The organism is Agarilytica rhodophyticola, from assembly GCF_002157225.2.
GTDB classification, from domain to species: domain Bacteria; phylum Pseudomonadota; class Gammaproteobacteria; order Pseudomonadales; family Cellvibrionaceae; genus Agarilytica; species Agarilytica rhodophyticola.
This window is the reverse complement of the sequence record NZ_CP020038.1, coordinates 5,276,700-5,296,237: the sequence shown is the minus strand read 5'-3', so window position 1 is coordinate 5,296,237 and position 19,538 is coordinate 5,276,700. Positions and strand designations below refer to the sequence as shown.

At 41.5% G+C, this 19,538-nt stretch carries 13 protein-coding genes; 4 read left to right on the top strand and 9 right to left on the bottom strand.

The features are described 5' to 3' along the window. Genes cobA through nirD form a run of 3 tightly spaced genes read left to right on the top strand, consistent with a single transcriptional unit; the run spans nt 1 to nt 3,785 of the window. Nucleotides 1-849, top strand: a complete 849-nt coding sequence (gene cobA, locus BVC89_RS22045) for a uroporphyrinogen-III C-methyltransferase (RefSeq protein WP_086933274.1) — start codon at nt 1-3, stop codon at nt 847-849. Nucleotides 850-886: 37 nt separating this feature from the next. Beyond that, nucleotides 887-3,439 (top strand): nitrite reductase large subunit NirB, encoded by a 2,553-nt coding sequence (gene nirB, locus BVC89_RS22040; protein ID WP_086933273.1) that lies wholly within the window; start codon nt 887-889, stop codon nt 3,437-3,439. 10 nt (nt 3,440-3,449) lie between these two features. Then, the gene (gene nirD / locus BVC89_RS22035; RefSeq protein ID WP_086933272.1) at nt 3,450-3,785 is read left to right on the top strand and encodes a nitrite reductase small subunit NirD; all 336 of its coding nucleotides are present in this window, start codon (nt 3,450-3,452) and stop codon (nt 3,783-3,785) included. Between the two features lie 17 nt (nt 3,786-3,802). Here the strand turns inward: nirD and BVC89_RS22030 are convergent, their stop codons facing one another. The 5 genes from BVC89_RS22030 to BVC89_RS22010 all read right to left on the bottom strand — a co-directional run bounded on the left by BVC89_RS22030 (nt 3,803) and on the right by BVC89_RS22010 (nt 9,152). Next, entirely contained in the window at nt 3,803-5,371 is a 1,569-nt protein-coding gene (locus BVC89_RS22030; RefSeq protein WP_086933271.1) for a histidine kinase dimerization/phospho-acceptor domain-containing protein, read from the bottom strand. Next, nucleotides 5,364-6,353 carry a cytochrome-c peroxidase gene (locus BVC89_RS22025; RefSeq protein WP_158658068.1) on the bottom strand — a complete coding sequence of 330 codons (990 nt, stop codon included), beginning with the start codon at nt 6,351-6,353 and terminating at the stop codon, nt 5,364-5,366. Before BVC89_RS22025 ends, BVC89_RS22030 begins: the two co-directional genes overlap by 8 nt. Before the next feature lie 186 nt (nt 6,354-6,539). Continuing rightward, nucleotides 6,540-7,850 carry a sensor histidine kinase gene (locus BVC89_RS22020; RefSeq protein ID WP_086933269.1) on the bottom strand — a complete coding sequence of 437 codons (1,311 nt, stop codon included), beginning with the start codon at nt 7,848-7,850 and terminating at the stop codon, nt 6,540-6,542. After that, entirely contained in the window at nt 7,840-8,508 is a 669-nt protein-coding gene (locus BVC89_RS22015; protein WP_086933268.1) for a response regulator transcription factor, read from the bottom strand. Before BVC89_RS22015 ends, BVC89_RS22020 begins: the two co-directional genes overlap by 11 nt. A 140-nt stretch (nt 8,509-8,648) precedes the next feature. Continuing rightward, entirely contained in the window at nt 8,649-9,152 is a 504-nt protein-coding gene (locus BVC89_RS22010; protein ID WP_086933267.1) for a winged helix-turn-helix transcriptional regulator, read from the bottom strand. Nucleotides 9,153-9,316: 164 nt separating this feature from the next. Here BVC89_RS22010 and BVC89_RS22005 point away from each other — a divergent pair, with 164 nt between their 5' ends. Next, nucleotides 9,317-9,625, top strand: a complete 309-nt coding sequence (locus BVC89_RS22005; RefSeq protein ID WP_086933266.1) for a hypothetical protein — start codon at nt 9,317-9,319, stop codon at nt 9,623-9,625. Between the two features lie 95 nt (nt 9,626-9,720). On the opposite strand, the gene BVC89_RS22000 is transcribed toward BVC89_RS22005, so the two are convergent. The 4 genes from BVC89_RS22000 to BVC89_RS21985 form a co-directional block, all read right to left on the bottom strand. After that, nucleotides 9,721-10,722, bottom strand: coding sequence for a 2-dehydropantoate 2-reductase (locus BVC89_RS22000; protein ID WP_086933265.1), 1,002 nt, complete (start codon nt 10,720-10,722; stop codon nt 9,721-9,723). Between the two features lie 265 nt (nt 10,723-10,987). Continuing rightward, nucleotides 10,988-13,498, bottom strand: a complete 2,511-nt coding sequence (locus BVC89_RS21995) for a class 1 isoprenoid biosynthesis enzyme (protein WP_086933264.1) — start codon at nt 13,496-13,498, stop codon at nt 10,988-10,990. An 845-nt stretch (nt 13,499-14,343) separates the two neighbouring features. Beyond that, nucleotides 14,344-17,898 carry a Calx-beta domain-containing protein gene (locus tag BVC89_RS21990; protein ID WP_086933263.1) on the bottom strand — a complete coding sequence of 1,185 codons (3,555 nt, stop codon included), beginning with the start codon at nt 17,896-17,898 and terminating at the stop codon, nt 14,344-14,346. After that, a complete protein-coding gene (locus BVC89_RS21985) occupies nt 17,888-19,492 on the bottom strand; it encodes an autotransporter outer membrane beta-barrel domain-containing protein (RefSeq protein ID WP_086933262.1) in 1,605 nt (534 codons plus the stop codon). Before BVC89_RS21985 ends, BVC89_RS21990 begins: the two co-directional genes overlap by 11 nt. Nucleotides 19,493-19,538 lie beyond the last annotated feature (46 nt).

Below are 19,538 nucleotides of genomic sequence, written 5' to 3'. Positions count from 1 at the left end.
ATGTCCAATTATAGGAACCAGCCGGGTTCCCCGGGCACGGTACAACCTGGGTCAGGTAAAGTATGGCTAGTTGGCGCAGGTCCTGGCGACCCAGAACTGATGACATTAAAAGCAATGCGAGTAATTGAACAAGCTGACCTTATTTTATTTGATCAGTTAGTAAGTGATGAGATCAAGGCATTGCTACCCAAGTCTATACCATTGTTTTACGTTGGAAAGCGCAAAGGACACCATAGTATTGCTCAGAAGGATCTCAATAGCTTACTGGTAAAAAAAGCTTTGGCTGGCCATAACATTGTGCGATTGAAGGGCGGAGATCCTTTTGTGTTTGGCCGTGGGGGAGAGGAGCTACTCTCTCTGGTAAATGAAGGTGTCGAGGTAGAAATTATTCCAGGAATTACAGCAGCATCAGGTTGTTCAGCCTCGAGCACAATTCCTCTCACCCATCGTGGTTTGGCTCAAGGTTGTACGTTCATTACTGGGCATGGCGAGAAGACTCTGGATCTTGATTGGCAAGCACTTGCAAAGCTCAATCACACACTTGTTTTCTACATGGGCTTAACGAATGCCACTGTGATTGAAAACAAATTACTTGATGCAGGTATGTCTCCAACAATGCCGATCGCCATTATTGAAAATGGTTGCCGGAAAGAGCAAAGACAAATAATGGGGTCTTTGGAAAACTTAAATTCTCTTGTTATTGAGCATGCAATGGTTTCTCCTTCGCTAATAATTATCGGCGATGTTGTTAATATTGCAAAGCAGGTGAATGAGCTAAGCCTTTCTAGAGCTGAACTAGATAAACACAATATTAAACATCAAATTTTGGATAATACTAAATGCGCCTAGGGCCTGTTAGCCGGGTCGATAGCTGGAGAAAATAAATATGAATAAAACTCGAATTGTTGTCGTAGGCAACGGCATGGTTGGCCATAAGTTTATCGAAAATTTTTTGGCTCATGAAAACTCAGAAAGTTACGACATTGTTACTTTTTCTGAAGAACCGCGCTTAGCTTATGATCGTGTGCAATTAAGTGCATATTTTTCCGGCTCTTCAGCAGAAGATCTTATGTTAACGTCACAGGATTATTATCGAGAGAATGGTGTGAACTATATTCTCAATGATAAAGTAGTCGAGCTTAAAGCTGCCGAGAAAAAAGTTATTACTGAACATGGCCGTGAAGAGCATTATGATAAATTAGTGCTCGCTACCGGCTCTTATCCTTTTGTCCCTCCAATTCCTGGTAATGACCAACCTCATTGTCTCGTTTATCGCACTATTGAAGATCTTGAAGCAATGAAAGACTCTTCAAAAGAAAGCCGTGTCGGCGTTGTTGTCGGTGGAGGTTTACTTGGTTTGGAGGCCGCTAATGCTCTAAAAAACTTGGGGCTTGAAGTCCATGTAGTTGAGTTTGCGCCGAGACTTATGGCGATTCAGCTAGATCAGGGAGGAGGGGATTTACTACGACAAAAAATTGAAGCACTCGGTGTCAATGTGCATACTGAGAAAAATACAAAAGAAATTGTAGCAGGGGAAAACTGTCGCTACAGCATGAACTTTGCCGACGGCTCGAAGTTAGAAACAGATATGATTCTTTTCTCTGCCGGTATTCGCCCGCAAGACGAACTTGCTCGACAATTTAATATCGAGACCGGTGAACGGGGAGGAATCGTTATTAATGATAATTGCCAGACTTCTGTTGAAGATATCTATGCAATTGGAGAGTGCGCGCTATGGCGGGGTAAAATCTTTGGTCTAGTTGCTCCTGGTTATCAAATGGCGAAAGTTGCGGTATCCCATATTACTGGCGGAAGTGAAGTATTTACCGGCGCAGATATGAGTACTAAGTTAAAACTTCTCGGTGTTGATGTTGCAAGTATTGGTGATGCTCATGGGCGTACTGCAGATGCACTCAACTATGTTTATCAAGATGGCGTTAATGAGATTTACAAACGTTTAGTGGTTTCTAAAGATGGTAAAAAGTTACTTGGCGCTGTGCTAGTTGGAGATGCAGAGGCTTATGGCAACCTTCAGCAAATGTGCGTACACGCTATGGATTTACCTGATATGCCAGAGGCATTAATTTTACCAACGACAGATGGTGCACAAGCAAGTGTCGGTACTGATGCTTTACCCGATGAAGCCCATATTTGTACTTGCCATGAAGTCACTAAAGGTCAAATTTGTGAGGCGGTTGCACAGGGGGCCAATAATATTGGCGAACTTAAATCTTGTACTAAAGCGGGCACTGGATGTGGTGGCTGTGTCGCTCTTGCAACCCAGGTATTAAATGCAGAATTAACCAAGCTCGGTGTTCAGGTTAATACCGATTTATGTGAGCACTTTGCTCATACACGTCAGGAGCTTTATCACATAGTTCGCGTAGAAAAAATAAAGACTTTCGACGAGTTAATTGCCAAGCACGGTAAAGGTCTTGGTTGTGATATTTGTAAGCCCACAGTGGGGTCTATTTTAGCCAGTTGTTGGAATGATTATGTTTTAAAGGATGAGCACGCCGGATTGCAAGATACCAACGATTACTTTATGGCAAATATGCAAAAAAATGGAACCTATTCTATCGTACCTCGCATTGCCGCTGGCGAAATTACTCCTGATAAACTGATTGTTTTGGGACAAGTAGCAAAAAAATACAACCTTTACACTAAGATTACCGGCGGTCAACGAATTGATTTATTCGGTGCTCAGCAGCATGAGTTGCCTTCAATTTGGCAAGAACTAGTAGATGCGGGTTTTGAAACAGGACACGCCTATGGTAAATCTTTACGCACAGTAAAATCCTGTGTCGGCAGTACATGGTGTCGCTACGGTGTGCTCGATAGTATGTCTATGGCCATTAAGGTTGAGAACCGTTACAAAGGCTTACGCGCGCCACACAAGATTAAATTTGCCGTATCAGGTTGCACACGGGAGTGTGCCGAAGCACAAAGTAAAGATGTGGGAATTATTGCTACAGAAAATGGCTGGAGCTTATATGTTTGTGGTAACGGTGGAATGAAGCCTCGACATGCTGATTTATTTGCTACCGGTTTAGATGATGAAACATTAATTAAGTATATCGACCGTTTTCTGATGTTCTATATCCGCACTGCGGATCGATTGCAACGTACTTCTGTATGGATGAACAATCTTGAGGGTGGATTAGATTACCTTAAGTCCGTGGTGGTCGACGATAAACTTGAGCTTTGCCATGAACTGGAAAGTGATATGAATAATATTGTCGATACATATCAATGTGAATGGAAAACAACTATAAATGATCCTGAAAAAGTAAAGCGCTTTAGAACTTTCGTAAACAGCGACCAAAAAGATTCAACCGTTGTTTTTGTTGAGGAACGAGAACAAATCCGTCCTGCTACCGATGAAGAAATTGTTCGTTTGGTAGATATAGATAAAGATGATGCCCTGCAAACTGCTTGAGGTGATAAAGATGATTTCTACAGATAATAAATGGCAAGCCATTTGTAAAGCCGAGGATTTATCGGCTAATTTGGGAGTGCGTGCCATCCTAAATGAAGAACAAGTGGCTATTTTTAAAGTTAGGGATGATTTATATGCTATTAGTGCTATCGACCCTTTTTCTAATGCTGCGGTACTTTCTCGAGGCATAGTAGGTGATCTGGAAGGCGCTGTAGTATTAGCGTCACCGGTTTATAAACAGCATTTTTGCTTGAAAACAGGTAGTTGTCTTGAAGATGATACGGTTAAGCTTAAGACCTATCCTATAAGAGATAATAACGGTCGTATCGAGTTGGCTGTAGCTTAGTTGATCTGATCTAGTATTTAACAAGAAGGCAGGAATATACGATATTCATTGCCGCTTGCTTGCGGCACTATTTCAATACTTCCTTCAATCAAGTTAAGCATTTTATTAACGAGGTATAAACCCAGGCCTATACCTTGTACATTAATACTGTCCGTTTGACTATTATCCAGTGGGTTTAATAGTACTTCTATTCTTTCTTCTGTCAGAGGTGTTCCTGAATCTGTCACAGTAAACCTACAACCGCCTTCAACAGTTTCCAAATCTAGCTTAACAAAGCCAGAATCTGTATTGTGCATAGCGGTGTTGGTTACGCCATATATTATTCGCTTTATGCGATTTTCTTGACTACAAATTGATACTTGCTGCTCAACGTTGAAAATCAGTTCCACTGACTTTTTGTAAAAGTAATTACTGACGTTAGTAATGGCCCCTCGACATAACTCGTTAATTTCAATATTGATAGGTTTTATATCTTCCTCTTCTTCTTGAGATTCTCTAGAAAGCTCAAGTAGATCGTTAAAAAAGTTTAGTAAATAGTGGCCGTTAGTACGTATATTTTTGAGTGCAGAAAGCACAGATTTTTCTTCTGATTTTGCCAGTTTCTTTTCTAGTCTTGAGCTAAAACCAATAATCGAATTAAGAGGTGTTCTTAATTCATGTGACATATTAGCTAAGAAACTTGTCTTAGCCGCATTTGCTTTGATTGCTATGTCTCGCGATTTTTCAAGGTCTTGTGTGGCAAGTTCTATACGTGTTTCCAGAGATTGATTGAGCGTAACTAGGTCTTGGCGAGCATTTAAATAGCGACTGAAAATAACTGCAGCAAGTGATATTAGGGAGATAATTCCTAAGGTAAGTGTGGAATATGTTAGTGTTTGAAAAACTAAATATCTATTGCGGTGATTGTTTATTTTATCTTTTAATGACCGATAAGGTGGCAGTGTCGCCCAGTTGACTGTTAGCAGACTAAAATTAAACGCGTCTAATTTGTTTTTAAGATAGTATTCCATGTGTAATAGTGCATGATGCCAGTGGCTTTGCCCTGTATCTGAAAGTAAAGCTGTATTTACTTTTACAATATCTTGCCGTATTTGATTTGCTGTATCCAACTTGGGAGATTCAGAAAATTTAAGCAGGTTGCTACTAATTTTTAGGATGATTGGCAGTTGTTTTTGGTCATCCGTGCTAAGGACTTGCATCTTGGTGGTAACATAAAATTTAGCATTGTTCAGTAGTGCAATGTTAGATTTAAATTTTTCTAACTGATTCTCTTTAATAGCTAATATGGATGCAATATCTTGTACATTTTTTTTATACCGATCTTTAAAGTGATACTCTAACTTGTTAAATAATTGTTGAGATGTTTGAATTTGCCTATGGTTGAGCTCTGTCAACGCATCAAAATTATTTGTTGTTCCAGAATGCAACATCATCATACTAAAATAGATACTTTCATCTATGATAGGCAGCTGTATTAAGGTGCTTTTAATGTCGTCCAGGTGGTGTAATTCTTTGCTGGTAAATATAAGACCTAGCAATGAGCCTAGGGTTATTATCACACCGGAAAACAACCAAAATCTAATCATTTGTGTTGGCCTGTATATTCAGTATCGCAGGATTAACTTCTCCTGTAAGTGTATGAAGAAAGGCCTCTATCGCCTGGATATCTTCAATACTAAGGTGTTCTCCTAACTGATAGTAGGCCATTTTTTTTATGGCGACTTCTAGCGTTGGAGTTTGGCCATCATGAAAATAAGGTGCGGTAAGTGCAATGTTGCGAAGGCTGGGTACTTTGAATTTAAACCTGTCTTCTTCCTGTTTCGTTATATTATAAAGACCATAGTCTGCTTCAGTGATGCTACCCCTATCATTAAAGTAGTTGTGCACTATGCCAATGCGCTGATACATATTCCCGCCTATATTAATACCTTGATGACAGGAAATGCAGCCTAGAGATTTAAAGCGATTGTAGCCTTGTAATTGTAAGCTTGAGAGGGCATTTTTATCACCCTTTAAGTAACGGTCGAAGGGGCTGTTAGGAGTGATAAGTTCGCGTTCGAAATTTGCGATTGCAGCCTTTATATTGTCTGCATTAATACTACTATCATATATTTCTGTGAATTGCTGTACATACCAGGGATCTTTTCGTAAGCGCGCTATAATCATAGACCAGTTGGCGTCCATTTCTAACTTGTTATGAATCGGCCCTTCAACTTGCTCTTCTAAACTATAGGCTCTGCCGTCCCAGAATTGCCTGAAATTGAGTGAGCTATTGAGTACGGTAGGTGAGTTAATCTTCCCCATTCTACCCTCCACTCCGATCGCGATTGGTATATTGTCATCACCCCCTGTGACGATCGAATGACAGTTGGCACAGCTTACTTGTTGATTCCCTGATAAGCGTTTATCGTGGAATAGGCGATGCCCTAGGATAACTTCATCATCTAAAAATGAAGCATGTTGAGGTAGAGGAATGATGGCCCTTTTGTCCACATCCTGAATAACTGTCGAGGAAACAGTCTTGGCAGTTTTGCTATCGCACGCCGCTAGTGTGATAGCCAAAAGCACTAGAGTGCACTGCCTAAAATAATACGTAAAAGTTAATAATCCCATTAACTGCCACATCAAATATACAGATACGCCAACTTTTAATAAGCCCGACTTTTAATAAGCATAGACGACATGACGAGATATCTATACTTTTATGTTGTTGTGTTGCTTTAGGTGACGATATATTGTTGTGGAAGTTATAGGCTACGAGAACTCTAGGTATGCCACTGCAAGGTTATCATTGAGAGAAAAATTGAAAAACCATCGTTTTTTATCAGCAATTTTTTGTACCAATGCTAGGCCTAAACCAAATCCTCCTGTATCAACTATATGCTTATTACCATGGTTATCTACATCATTTATATCAAAGCGACTGTTACTAATTTCAAGGCGTAGCGGGCTAGGAGCACTAATTTTTATTTTCCCTTTAGAGCAGTGTTGAAAAGAGTTGCGGATCAAGTTATCAATGGCGATGTATGCAAGTGCCTTCTGTGAATTGATAGAACTTAGGCTATCAATATTGATGTCGACTTCAACGACTTTATCATGGAGTAGATTACGATTTTGCTCAACAATATCGTTCACGAGTGAAGCTAGCCTGACCTCGCTTTTTTCAGGTGTCGTATACTCGTCTATTGCTAACCATAAAATAGCCTCAGTAACAGCTTTCATGGTATCACTGGCCCGACGAATTCGTTGCAGTAGAGGCAAAATATGCTGATACTCAGGCTGTGAGCCTTTGTGCTCTAGCACATCCATAGTGTTGCGGATGATGGCGATTGGCGTGCGTAATTCGTGGCTGGCATTGCGTAGGAATGAACGTTCGCGTTCATTTTGTAAGTTAATGCGTTCCAGTGCGTGAAAGAGGTTGTGGGCCAACTGTCCGATCTCATCTTGTTTTATATCCTTTGGTAAGGGAGCTGGCTTCTGCTGGTCACTGAGGGTGTTGATCCAAGCAGATAAACTGCTAATTGGATTGAGCGTTCTGTGAATGAAGCTGCGCAAAATAAGCAAGAGAGCGATGATTAATACAAGCCCTAACAAAGAGATATGTTTGACACTTTTCCAAAGGTCGACTCTGTTATCTGGAGAAATCAAAAGCCGGTAGTATATGAAGAGTTCACGATCTGAATTCGGTAGTTTTTGGGCATATAGGTGATGATGGCCATCGCCATATTCATGGTTTGACACTTGGTAGTAAACACCACTTTTACGTTGATACCACGATTCCCTTGCATTAATTGGGAAAAACTCTGCGATATTATCAGGCATACTCTCCAAGCCGATAAAACCTTTGAGAGAATAAGACTCTGGAAGGGGCGCATGAGGATCTTTTTGGTAGGCTTTAATAAACAGTTGTGACTCATGAATAAGTACCGAGTGCGTGGCATCACGCAAGCCAGAATCTTTCGATAAGAGCATCATGTAGGAATAGAATATCACCATGAAAAAGGAAAAGCCGGTGATAATCCTTCCTACTTTTGCCGGTAGCGATTGCTGGGGATTATTTTTCATGCCTTAATGCCACACCAACACCGCGCAGAGTATGAATTAGCGATGTGGAAAAGGGCTTATCGACCAGTTTACGTAGTGTGTAGATGTGAGATTTAAGGGCTTCTGAGTCGGGTGGGCTATCTTTCCAAAGAACACTTTCTAGTTCTCTTCTGGACATGACGTTTGGGCTTGCCTGCATGAGTGCCACCAATAGCTTCCAGCAGGCGGGGGACAAATCAATATTACGCCCGTTGCGAGTGACTTGGTGCCCATCTTGGTTGACTTCTAAGTCGGCTACTTTTAATAACCTTGTGTTTGTTGTCTTACGCTTACTTATTACTTTTAGACGAGCAGTTAACTCTGGTAGGTCGAAAGGTTTGACCAGATAGTCGTCCGCTCCTGCATCAAAACCCGCTAACTTGTCTCTTAAGGTGTCTCTTGCTGTTAACATTATAATCGGTTGGTTATGGCCGAGCTTTCGAAGTGTTTGGCATAGATCTAGACCATCTATACCCGGCATCATGATATCGAGAATAATAGCGTCATAATCTGTTTCTTTTACAAGTTCTAAGGCATGATCGCCGCGCTCAGCATAGTCACACTCAAAATCTTGCATCTCGAGGTAATCTAGTACACTTGCAGCAAGGTCACGATTATCTTCGGCCAATAGTACCAGCATATTATGCAACTCAATCTATTTCGATTTTTGCGCAAGTATACAATCAGGAGCTAGACGGGGCGTTAACCCAGTGCTTACTCTCTTGCTATTTGCTACTTACGTTTTTATTGTTATTTTAGCTTTCTGGGGGTTACCCACATCTATGGCGAGTTGTTGGGCTCGCTCTTAAAGTCTTCTAAATACTTCTGTGCTTTAGGCGTTCGGGGTTCTATACCAATTTCGTTTGGACTCAAGAGACGTCCATTGCGAGAATAGATGTCTACCTGGGCAATTTCTTCACCAGATGCCTTATCAACGAACTTTAGCTCCGAATTTAAGGGGTCTTCACGCCATCTTTCTGACCACTGATGCATGGCTAGTAGCATAGGGAGTAGATCCCACCCCTTGGCAGAGAGCTTGTACTCCATACGTTTTGCTCCCTCTTCCACGGGGATTTTAAAGACGATACCTTGATCCAGCAACGTATTTAGGCGATCAGTGAGAATATTACGGGAAATGCCCAGGGCTTCTCTTAGCTGTTCGAATCGGCGTCTACCGCCAAAAATCATTAAGTCTCGCAGAATGAGGGATGCCCAGACGTCACCGATGGTGTCTAGCGCCACAGTGAGAGAGCAATACAGTTTTTTATCAGGCGATTTATCCATACTTTTTATTATGCTTTAAATTTAATGGAAATATTAGTTGTTTTTTAAGACTAATGAGTGTAAGTTTAGTTTTACATTATTTTAGTTCGAAAAAGCAACTAATCTTTTAAAAAGACTAATTGCTGATTCATATTATTTATTCTTATTCAAATTGAGTTATAACCATGAAAACATTATTTTTAGCACTATTGACCATGACTCTAAGTGTTAGCATTTTGGCTGGTGAAAAGGTAAACAGCAAGCAGTCTTTGCGTTTATGTAAAACGGCTATGCAGGAGAAACTCCCTGAGAATATGAGTTATAAATTTAAACGTAACCCTGCTACTTCGGTAGAAAAAGACCGCTATAAGCACTGGGTTAACGTGCTTGAAATCAGTGATTCTGACAGAGTGGCAAAAAAAGTGCTCTGTGAAACAAGCCGTACTGGTGAGGTTTTAGCTATAGAAGTACAGCCTGGTCGCTGGAAGATGTAATACTGTATCTTTTAGCTTATGCCCCAAACCTTGTAACCTTAACCACCACCGCCTTCGTTTGGAAGGTGTCTTTATTAGCCCAAGCCTTGTAAAAATTATAATAAGGCCTGGGCTGAAAGTTCTGGTGATCCCCGTTGTTGTTGTTCAGCCTTTTTGACAAGAGATACGATTTTTTCATTGATGGGAGCCTGCCTCCCTATCGAATTTGCCAGAGCGACAATTTCTCCATTAAGAAAATCAATTTCTGTCAGCCGCTTGAGAGATAAGTCCTCATACATCGAGGATCGCGCTTGATCATCGATAGCGAGCATGGCGCTGGCGATACGTTTAAATGCCCAGGTAGGTAAACGTAATATAAACGGCAGTGTGTTGGGTATTACATTGCCAACGCGACAGGTTTTAATGTTTGCGTTTTCTAAGACTGATAAGGCTTCAGAAATTACGTCTGCCATTACCTTTCTATAATCCGGGTTATGTAACTGATTTAACAGTGGCAGGCCTGATAAAGCGTTCACCGCATTATTAAGATTCATAACAAGTTTTGTCCATTGCACACAAGCCATATCAGTGTGTAGTTCCACTTCCATATTTGACCCCTGAAAAAGCTGGCTTATGTGTTCTGCTTGAGTGTTTTGCTCTATCGCCAATGCTCCTTTTGTGCCTTGATGAAAATGCCCCTTGCTTTGATTAAACACATTAAATGGAACCATGCCGGCCAGCACTTTATTATTTGGTAGGTATTTTTTTAAAGTTTGAGTATTACGAACGCCATTTTGCATACTAACAATAATACTTTTATTGTCGATAGCCGGAGCTAGTTGCTGAGCTGTAAGCTCGGTGTCTCCGCTTTTAACACAAATAAATACAAAGTCAGAATCAATAGAGTCTGTTATTTCGGTATTAAAATTTATTTGTGATGGTGCAAGGTTTATCTCGGGCTTAGCAAAGTGGCTTAATTTAAGACCGTGATCAGCAACCACTTTTTGCAAACGCTGACGGCCAAGCATTTTCACGCGATGGCCGGCATGTATTAAATTGCCCCCAAGATAACACCCTATGGAGCCTGCACCGACGACAGTAGCTGTATATGTTTTCACAATTTTCCTACTTATTCTTATCTAATTATTATCTTTGTTTCGAGGCTTTAAAGTTTGTTGATAAGCCTTTACAAGCACTTATAGCAAATAGAGAATACCATTTTTGCAGATAAAAAGAAGCCTTACAGCTTTGAGACTTCTGATATTACGATTAGACCCGACGGACAGCATGTAGAATCAAACTGCCCGCCAAGGAAATATCTTTATGCTTTATATGATGTCATATTGGTTGAATACATAGAACGCTACGATTATGATAATTTAGTTATTGCTTACTCATTGTTTCGAAACGATCTATTAAAGTTTGAACTTTGCCTTTTTGTTTATTTGTTTGATTGATCCTATCTTTGGAATTTGAAGCGTTAGCATCCCTAAATGATGCTTTAGATTCACCAGAAGATCTAGGTACTTGCTGTGATACCTCTTGGTCGTTATTGCTTAAATAGAAGTTTTCTACGCTAAGTATTTCTTGGTTCAATTGATCAAGTCTGTTAAACATATCTTGGCGGTCGCCTTTTGTCCATGCTTTTTCTGTACTAATTAATTTACCTATCGCTCTGTGAAGGTATTTCTCTACTGCAGCAGAGTTTCGTTGGTTTGTTTCTGTTAGTTTATTTAAGCTGTTTTTTTCATCTTCTGTTAAACCTTGTGGTGAGTTTAGTCTTGTCTGTAGTTCTTCAGCTTGGCGCATATTGTCTAAAGCGGAAGGTATATTTAGAGTATGGAACCTTTTCCAGGAAAATTGTGATTTTCCTACATCATCTAGAAGTGATTTCTGTGATTTATTTTTTTTCTTGAATAACTGTCTTTTATTCGTTTTTTTATCATCACTTGCCGCTGTGTCCAAAGAGCTATCTTCGGCTCTAGCTTCGTCGCCTTGTTTGGTAATAGTCTTTTCAAGAATAGTAATCAATCTGCCTATTATCTCTGTTGGTCTTGGCGCGTTGTTATCATGATATTTCTCAGGGTCTAATAATCGTTGTAAAAGCACTACTTGCTTGTCTAATTTTGTATCAGCCTTATCAATACGATCTTTAAGATTTTTAAAACTTTTATCTGTCGTGCTGAGGTGCATTAATTTATTTTGTTGTAACGGCGAGAGCCCGGTGCGTTGGAATAATGGATGCTTAATACCACGCGCTATATAGTTTTCACCCTCAACTCCAGACTTACCTTTTCTAATTGCCGAATTCATCATGGAAACCGCTTTTAATGTGGTTAGCTTAGGGCTAAGATGTGCGTCGTTTTCAGCAATACTGCCGAGCTTGGCGTTGAGTTCTTGTCTCCTAGTTTCCATGTTAGGTGGCCGTATTGCTTGAGGAGCTACTTCAGAGAGAATCTCGGCATCACTAGCGCCAGATGCATTGCGTTCTAATCCACGATATTTATCCCCTTGTTTGTCAACGTAAGTCTTATAAACTAGTGAATCAGCAATAGTAATTGCGGCACTTGGTATTCCTATTATCTTGGCTATGATGGCAACCGGAGGTAGAGCTAAGGACAATAATGCTAACCCGCTTGTCGTTGCCATACCGGCTTGTGCCCACCCATAAACCTTACCGTGATTAATATTTTCGCGTTTATTATGGCGCTTTAACATATCGTAATGATCAGAAGCATTCGCTACTAGTTGTGTGTCATTCAGCTTTGATTTATATACATCCATATTTGAGATTTTTTGCAGATTACTCTGTGCTTCATTCAGTCGTCGCTCTTCTAATTTACCTGCTTGGTATGCTCTTTTTCCAGCGCGAGATGCTAAAATATTGGATGGGAGAAATATGCCAGGAACGATGATATCGCCCATAGTCTTGGCGGCGTCGAGTAAGGGCTGTGCATTACTGCCAATACCAACTAAAGCAGTTATGCCTTGTGCAGTATTCGTTAACATTGCGCCTAACATGCCAGCCATACTTATTGTTAAATCTTGTGCCGAACCTTTGTCAATTTTATCTATTTGCTTCTGTACTAATTGAAATTGAAATTTACTGAATTCCTCAATAAACTTAGGGAGTTTCTCTGCAGGTAAGCTATCAATATTCGCAAGATATGTATCCAATTTCTTTTGGTCGTCTGAGCTAATATGTTCTGGTACGTATTTTGGTAAAAGTCTTGAAATAATATTTTTCGTTTGATTTTTTAATAAATCCTCAATTTTTTCATTGCTTTGCTCTTGATTTGCAATACCTTTTTTCGTGTCACCAACAATATCTTTAAGAGTATCTTCCGTTTGGGCGATTTCTCCTAGTAGGTCAGCATAGTCACTAATCTTTTCTCTCCACTCTTCTTGTGCACCGTATAAACCAATGCCAACAAGTACCGAAAAAACTGAACCTGTTGCAGTGTTTTTTGTTGCTTCGGTGATCAGTTTGTTAACAGTAATAGCCGCGCTCATTTCGTCGAAGCCGTCCACTCCCATTAAGGCCTTGGGTGCTTCTGCTAACACAGAGAAAGCTTTCTTGAAGGCACCGGGGTCTTTTTTTTCTTTCAAAATACGAATTGCATCGGAATAAGCATCTTCAAAATTATTATATCCTACCTCCTTAAATTTCTGATTAATTAATTCTTTTGCTTTGTTGTATAGCTCTTCGTTAGTTTTAGTACCTTCTCTAGGGTTGGATATAAGAAGTGTGTCGAGAGAACTCTGTGTATTAACTATAGGTGTTCTAGAATCAGTGCCAGTTATTGCATGAGTAATGTTTTCTGGGGGTGATGCTGGCCGGCGCTCTATGTTTTTTAAATTGGCTTGTCTGATTGGAGATATTCCACTAGGCATACTTATTCCACTCTTTATTTGATTGTTACATACTTCTAGTGAGTGTAATACGATAAGCAGTTCAGAATATTTTATTTATATTTGATTAGGATTTATAACTAAAGATTATCTCTGGCTTTTTATTTTTAACATTTAGTTAAGTGGTTTTTTAAAAGTACCCAGAAAAATAAAAGGTATGAAAAATAAAAACTTATTTTACTAAGGGTTATTTAATTCTTAAATAGATTGGGATGCGACTTTTAAGGCCGCAATCTGTTTTTGAGTGCTAAGTTTTTGCAAAAAAAAGCGTTGTTTGATGTAGTTAGATATTTCTAGCTAAAGAAAAGTTATTGCGTAATTAGTGGTGGTGCTATCTGAGTAAAAGCTTCTTGATTTCTTTATCTATCGGTTTTTAGAGTTCCCTATTGTATGTCATGTGTTTTTTTGTAATTTCGTATATGGTAATCTGATTAACATTAATCGTACATTGTGTAGTAAAAAATATTGCCATATCAATTACGCCAGTGAATATATATTACTGTCATTTATATCTGGGCTAGTGTCACTAAGGCTTCTTAAATTTTTGAATATGATAATTTTATTTCTTATCACTTGAAAGGCAGACGAATTTTTAATTCTAGCGGGATAAAAGTTACTGACATAGATGAAAATAATATAGTACTTTTGGCTGCTATTAAAAACCGAGATGTGTAAATAGAGAGAAATTTTTTAGCAAGGCTGTTCGGTTAATACACATGGGAGTGTATATGCAGCTCGAATCTTGATTGATAGGTGATAGGTAGATTGATAGTAGATCGGTAGTAGGATGAGGAAGCCCAAAAGAGGGTGGGCTTCCTTGTTCAAAGCTATTGCACTGTCACTGAGGGCGGTGTTGGTGTGATAATAGTTCGATATCCTTTGTTCGTTAAGCTTTGTACGGCAGCATCTGATACCTGTGTTCTTGGGCTATCGAACCTTCTATTAATAATAATACGTGCGATACTGGATTGTGTCGTTTGTGTAATAGTGGTATCCAGGAAGATAAGGAACCGATCTACTGTCGCAGAATCCCAGCCTTGAATAGGTGGTTGGCCAGGTGCAGCACTGCCGCCAGCTTGCAGCTCAAATCGTATCAGCCTTGTAGGAGCCCAAGTGGGTGATGTGGCAAAATTCACGATAGTATTCAGACCTGACACAATAAATGTTGAAACAGAGTTTGCTTGTACCAAGCCCAAATCCCCAGCAATGGTATTACTACCTGCAACATTGAAGGTAAAATAATTGCTATGAATATCTTGAATATTGCCGCTCAGGGTATTGGAACCATTTATTGTTAGGGAGGATATTGATGTAGGTATATTTGCCACATCACCAAAGATTGTATTGGAGCCGGAGATACTCACATTTCTTATGGTGGTACTTTGCATGAGCGTAATATCACCTCCTACAATCATAGTTGCTCCACTTAGGCTGAGGCCTACGAGGGCTGAGTGAAAGTCTTGGATATTACCTGACAAGGTATTTTGCCCACCAAGAGTAAGCGATGTGACGCTTGCTGGTAACCCTGCGGTCGTGCCTGTGATTTGGTTTAGGCCAGATACTGATAAATTAATAGTGGTGTTATTCACGATATTATCAAGATTACCTGCAATCTGATTTCTACCATTAATACTGATACTATTCACATCTGGATGAAGATCCTCAATATTACCAGCCATAATATTGACTCCATTCAAGTTCATTTGTGTAAGTGTTGCAGGTATTTCACTCACATTACCGCTGATTTCGTTTTGTCCTGAAATAGACATTGACCTTAACGACGTTGGTATCGCGCTGATGTTGCCATTAATTGTGTTATTGCTCTGTAGATTGACAAGCTCGACTGCCGGTGGAAAATCTGCGGTTGTGCCGCTAATATCACCCGGTGTATTAAATATGTTAAGCGTTATTAGGTTGCGGGGCATATCTGCTAGGGCACCCGTCAAATTGCCGCTTATATTCAGGTTTAATGAAGTTAGATTACGCGGTAAGTCAAGCACATCACCCGTTAGCGTTGCGCCTCGGGAAAGGGCTAGTACTTCAAGATTTGGATGGTGTGATGTTAAGGTCGAAAAGCTCCCACGCACCTGATTGAGTGAACTATTGAAATTCAACTCACGTAAGTTGTTTGCTTGCGCGAGGGGGCCGCTATCAAATATATCTAGTACGAAAGGCATGGAAGAACCAAAGATACCTATTAACGAGCTTATCCCATCTGAAAAGCTAATGGTGATGTTGCCTGCGGCAGTGCTGGTGTAAGTGTGCCTTATAAAACCTGCAGCTCTGAGCTGGGCTAAATCCTGGTTAGTCGCATCTACTGTAGGGCTGCCATCGTTCCAGTCGATTCTGGCAATACCCGAGGACAGAGCAAGACCAATACCCACTGAAGGATTTGAAAGTGCGTTATATGGCAGGTCGATCGAGTCTGTAAAAACAATATCTTGTACCGTGATATCCAGATCAACAGAACTACTGCCGGCGACTCCCTGAGCTGTAATGGTGTAGGCTGCACTGGCTTGTATTTCCGTGGGGGTGCCACTGATAACACACGAAGCATCGTTGGCCGCAAAAGATATCGTCAAGCCTCTAGGTAGGCCCGAAGCGCGGCAATCTGTCAAGCTGCCACCACCTGTATTATTTAGTGTTAAAGGTGTGATAGGGGTATTAATGGTATACACCAGTGGCGCTGTTGGAGCTTCGAGTATTGGTGGAGCTTCGGCGACGGTGATAGTGACAGTACCTGTACTGTTGGCTAGGCTATTGGCGGCGTTGATTTGATATACCTCTGCAACTCCTGTTGCCAATGTGGGGGTTCCACTAATTTCACAGCTAAATGTATCTGTAGTTATAGCAACGGAGAGACCGGCGGGAAGGCCATTGGCCAATGCTGTGCAATTAGCGGGTGGACCGCCGTTGTTATCGAAGCGTAGAACAGGTATTGCCCTATTCACGACATAAGTAAAACTGCTCGTTGGGCTTACTAGGCGTGGTGCTATTTGCGGTATTTCTATGGTAATTGTTGCATCGACGCTGCCAGCAGCATTGGTGGCAGTAACGGTATGTTGAGTGGGGCTTTGTGGCACGGTTGGGGTGCCGCTGACTTCACAGGCGGAGCCGTCTGCTAAGGCGGTAACACTTAGCCCAGTAGGTAAACCAGAAGATGAACAACTATCAATGGGATCGCCATTATTCATTAGGGAAAGGGGAGTAATGGCGGTATTAAATTGATAAACAATGGCCGTGCTTATGCTGTCAATAGCCGGTGGACGTAGGCTCGAATTGACCCTTACTTCATAACTGGCGACACTGAGAGGGAAAATAGGATCTGCAGCCTTGGTTGCGGTAATTGTCGCTGTGCCTTCTCCTACCGCTGTGACGCTACCAGATTGGTCAACAGTGGCAATACTATCATCACTTGAGCTATAGCTTAAATCGCCCGTGCCTGGGGTGGTTTGTGGGTCGATAGGGTTACTAGAAGATTCACCTTCAGTTAACACCAATGGGCCTACATTTGTGAAAGCTATATTCTGTGTCATTGCCACAGAATCTGGGTTGTTAGTAATTAATACATTACCACTATTAGCAGAGGGACTTTGCTCTGATAGCACTGAAATATTGAGGCTGAAAAACTCATTGCCTTCCTCAACATTGGTATCATAAATTGTCACGTTTACCGTTTGCTCTACTTCCCCAGGAGCAAAAACTAACACGCCTTCAGTGGCCTGGTAGTCACTGCCCGCTTCTGCTGTGCCATCTCTTGTGGTGTAGTTAATTGAAGTTTCCATTGCCTGAGGCGCGTTTAAACGAACAGTAAATACTGCCTGCTGCGTAACTTCGTTAATCACGCCGCCGCTGACCCTGGCGAAGGCTGGAAAAGGGCTTACAAATACGGTTACCGTGGAGGCGTTAGTTCTACCCGCACTGTCTTGCACTGTTAATTGGAAGGTGAGCTGAGATTCGGTCTGAAAGTCAGGGACTATAATCGCACTTTCTAATTGATCTGGAGTTGGTATTTCTACCGCAGGTCCAGATAACTGTCGCCAATTACTGGCGACTATGGTGGCGCCCGCTTTAGCTGAGGCAGACCCCCTAAGCGCTACCACAACATTGGGGTCGGCAAATTGGCGGCCGCCGGCGGATACATCCGGTAGTTGCTGCAGTTCTTCTTCTGTTGCGGCATCTGAACCGGGCGCAGAAGGTGTAATATCGCCACCAGAGGTTATTCCGTCAACCACTGGTGAGGGAATATTGTCATCGCTGAAGCGAGATACATCATCACCGCCACCGCAGCCTGAAAGCAAAATACTACTGCAAAAAAGTGTGTAAATGAGCTTGGTTTTTACTCTTCCATAAGCAAGCTTAGTCATATGTTTATAGTTCATAGCGAATCCCTAACTGCAGTGAGGAGGCAGATAACTGGCTGTAACCAAGTGTTTCGGTATATTCAGCAAAACCAGAAAAGCCATGCTTAAATACGGCGGAAGCGCCCAGTGAAACTTGGAAAAACTCGGTATCGCCGCCATCGTTATTCAGAGTAAAGCCTCGGCTAACACTAGGGTCTGCTGCGAAGCGTGAGAAGACAGGGTCACGATCAGACTCCGCTTCGCTTAAAAATGTCACGTTAAGTGTAGGTACCCATACTCCCCAGCTTTGGTTGAGGGTGTAAGCGGCTTGTAGACCGGTTGACAATGTCAACTGGCTGATGTTTTGGTCGCCAATCTCCATTGCTAGTCCTCCGTTACCTTGCTCTCCAAAACCTTTGATCTCACTGTCCAAATAGTCGGCTCGTATAAAAGGTGTAAGTCTTAGGGCTTTTCGATTCCACTCCCAATCTGCACGGGTATTGAGAATTTTTTGGCGGCCATTGGTGTTGCTCGTGACAGCCTGGTCAACCATTAAATTGGAGGTGCCATAACGTATTAGGCGTCTAGAGTCGAAATCCATCCAGCTGTAACCCGCTTGCACATAGAAACTAAAACGTTGGTAGAAAAATGCACTAAAGGCAGTAAATGTGGTGAGGTCTGACTCTAATTTACCGCCGTCATTGCTGTAGTCTAATTCGCTGTCAGCGACACTTATAGTTGAGCCAACGAGTAAGGATTGATTAATAAAATAGTCTGCACCGAGTGTGGCACTGGTGGTGTCACTTTCGTAACCATTTTCAAGGTCGCTTCTCTCTCGTTCAGATTCTTCTGCTTGGAAGTTAGCGAAGATTCCTAGCTTTGACCAAATTGACGAAGTATCGGAACTGGCGCCAGCACCTCTAGGGTTTTGCTGAGCCCAAGCCCGACCGTTGAATACAATATGCGGTGTTTGACCACTTGATCGGTTGGCTGATTTAAATTGTTGTACCCGTTGAGCCACTGTACGTACTTGCGTACGGTTTGAATCCACAGCAGCACGCATTTGCGATAACGCTTCTTCCGGTGCAAGTTGGTTGAGTGCTTCAGCCAGCAATTCTGGGTTGTTGACTCTTAGAGTTTCTAGGATATTACATTGGTCTAACAACTGACGCTGGGAGGCACCCAGTGCAGCATCATTGAGCCCGCGTAATTGATCACAAATACCATTTAATGTGCCGGCTAAATTAGCGTCGTTGCCCCCCATATTTGTGGTTGGGAAGTTACTGTCTAACACGGTAATTGTTACTGTGCCGGTGCTGGTAAGTCCTTCAGTAGAATTGTCTCCTAATGTATAGGTAAAGGTGTCGTCACCGGAGAATCCTGCTGGTGCAGTGTAAAAAACACTGCCGTCACCGTTTAATACAACCGTACCATTGGCTGGTTGTGTCACCCCTTCTACATTGATGGCATCGCCATCGGCATCGAAATCGTTGGCAAGTATGTTGAGAGTAATACTGCTGTTGACTGGTATTCGTCGAGTATCGTCTACTGCGGTCGGTGCAACTGCAAACACCTGCGTGGATAGCAGAGCTAAAGCGAATCCTGAAATACGTTTAATATGAGAGAAAGTCATGTCCTAATGTACCTAAAATATAATAAGTCAACGTGCCAAAAGCACT

Excerpts from the sequence above, each read along its gene's own strand:
- cobA (WP_086933274.1), top strand. The coding sequence starts at position 1 with ATGTCCAATTATAGGAACCAGCCGGGTTCCCCGGGCACGGTACAACCT.
- nirB (WP_086933273.1), top strand. The coding sequence starts at position 887 with ATGAATAAAACTCGAATTGTTGTCGTAGGCAACGGCATGGTTGGCCAT.
- nirD (WP_086933272.1), top strand. The coding sequence starts at position 3,450 with ATGATTTCTACAGATAATAAATGGCAAGCCATTTGTAAAGCCGAGGAT.
- BVC89_RS22030 (WP_086933271.1), bottom strand. The coding sequence starts at position 5,371 with ATGATTAGATTTTGGTTGTTTTCCGGTGTGATAATAACCCTAGGCTCA.
- BVC89_RS22020 (WP_086933269.1), bottom strand. The coding sequence starts at position 7,850 with ATGAAAAATAATCCCCAGCAATCGCTACCGGCAAAAGTAGGAAGGATT.
- BVC89_RS22015 (WP_086933268.1), bottom strand. The coding sequence starts at position 8,508 with ATGCTGGTACTATTGGCCGAAGATAATCGTGACCTTGCTGCAAGTGTA.
- BVC89_RS22010 (WP_086933267.1), bottom strand. The coding sequence starts at position 9,152 with ATGGATAAATCGCCTGATAAAAAACTGTATTGCTCTCTCACTGTGGCG.
- BVC89_RS22005 (WP_086933266.1), top strand. The coding sequence starts at position 9,317 with ATGAAAACATTATTTTTAGCACTATTGACCATGACTCTAAGTGTTAGC.
- BVC89_RS21995 (WP_086933264.1), bottom strand. The coding sequence starts at position 13,498 with ATGCCTAGTGGAATATCTCCAATCAGACAAGCCAATTTAAAAAACATA.
- BVC89_RS21990 (WP_086933263.1), bottom strand. The coding sequence starts at position 17,898 with ATGAACTATAAACATATGACTAAGCTTGCTTATGGAAGAGTAAAAACC.
- BVC89_RS21985 (WP_086933262.1), bottom strand. The coding sequence starts at position 19,492 with ATGACTTTCTCTCATATTAAACGTATTTCAGGATTCGCTTTAGCTCTG.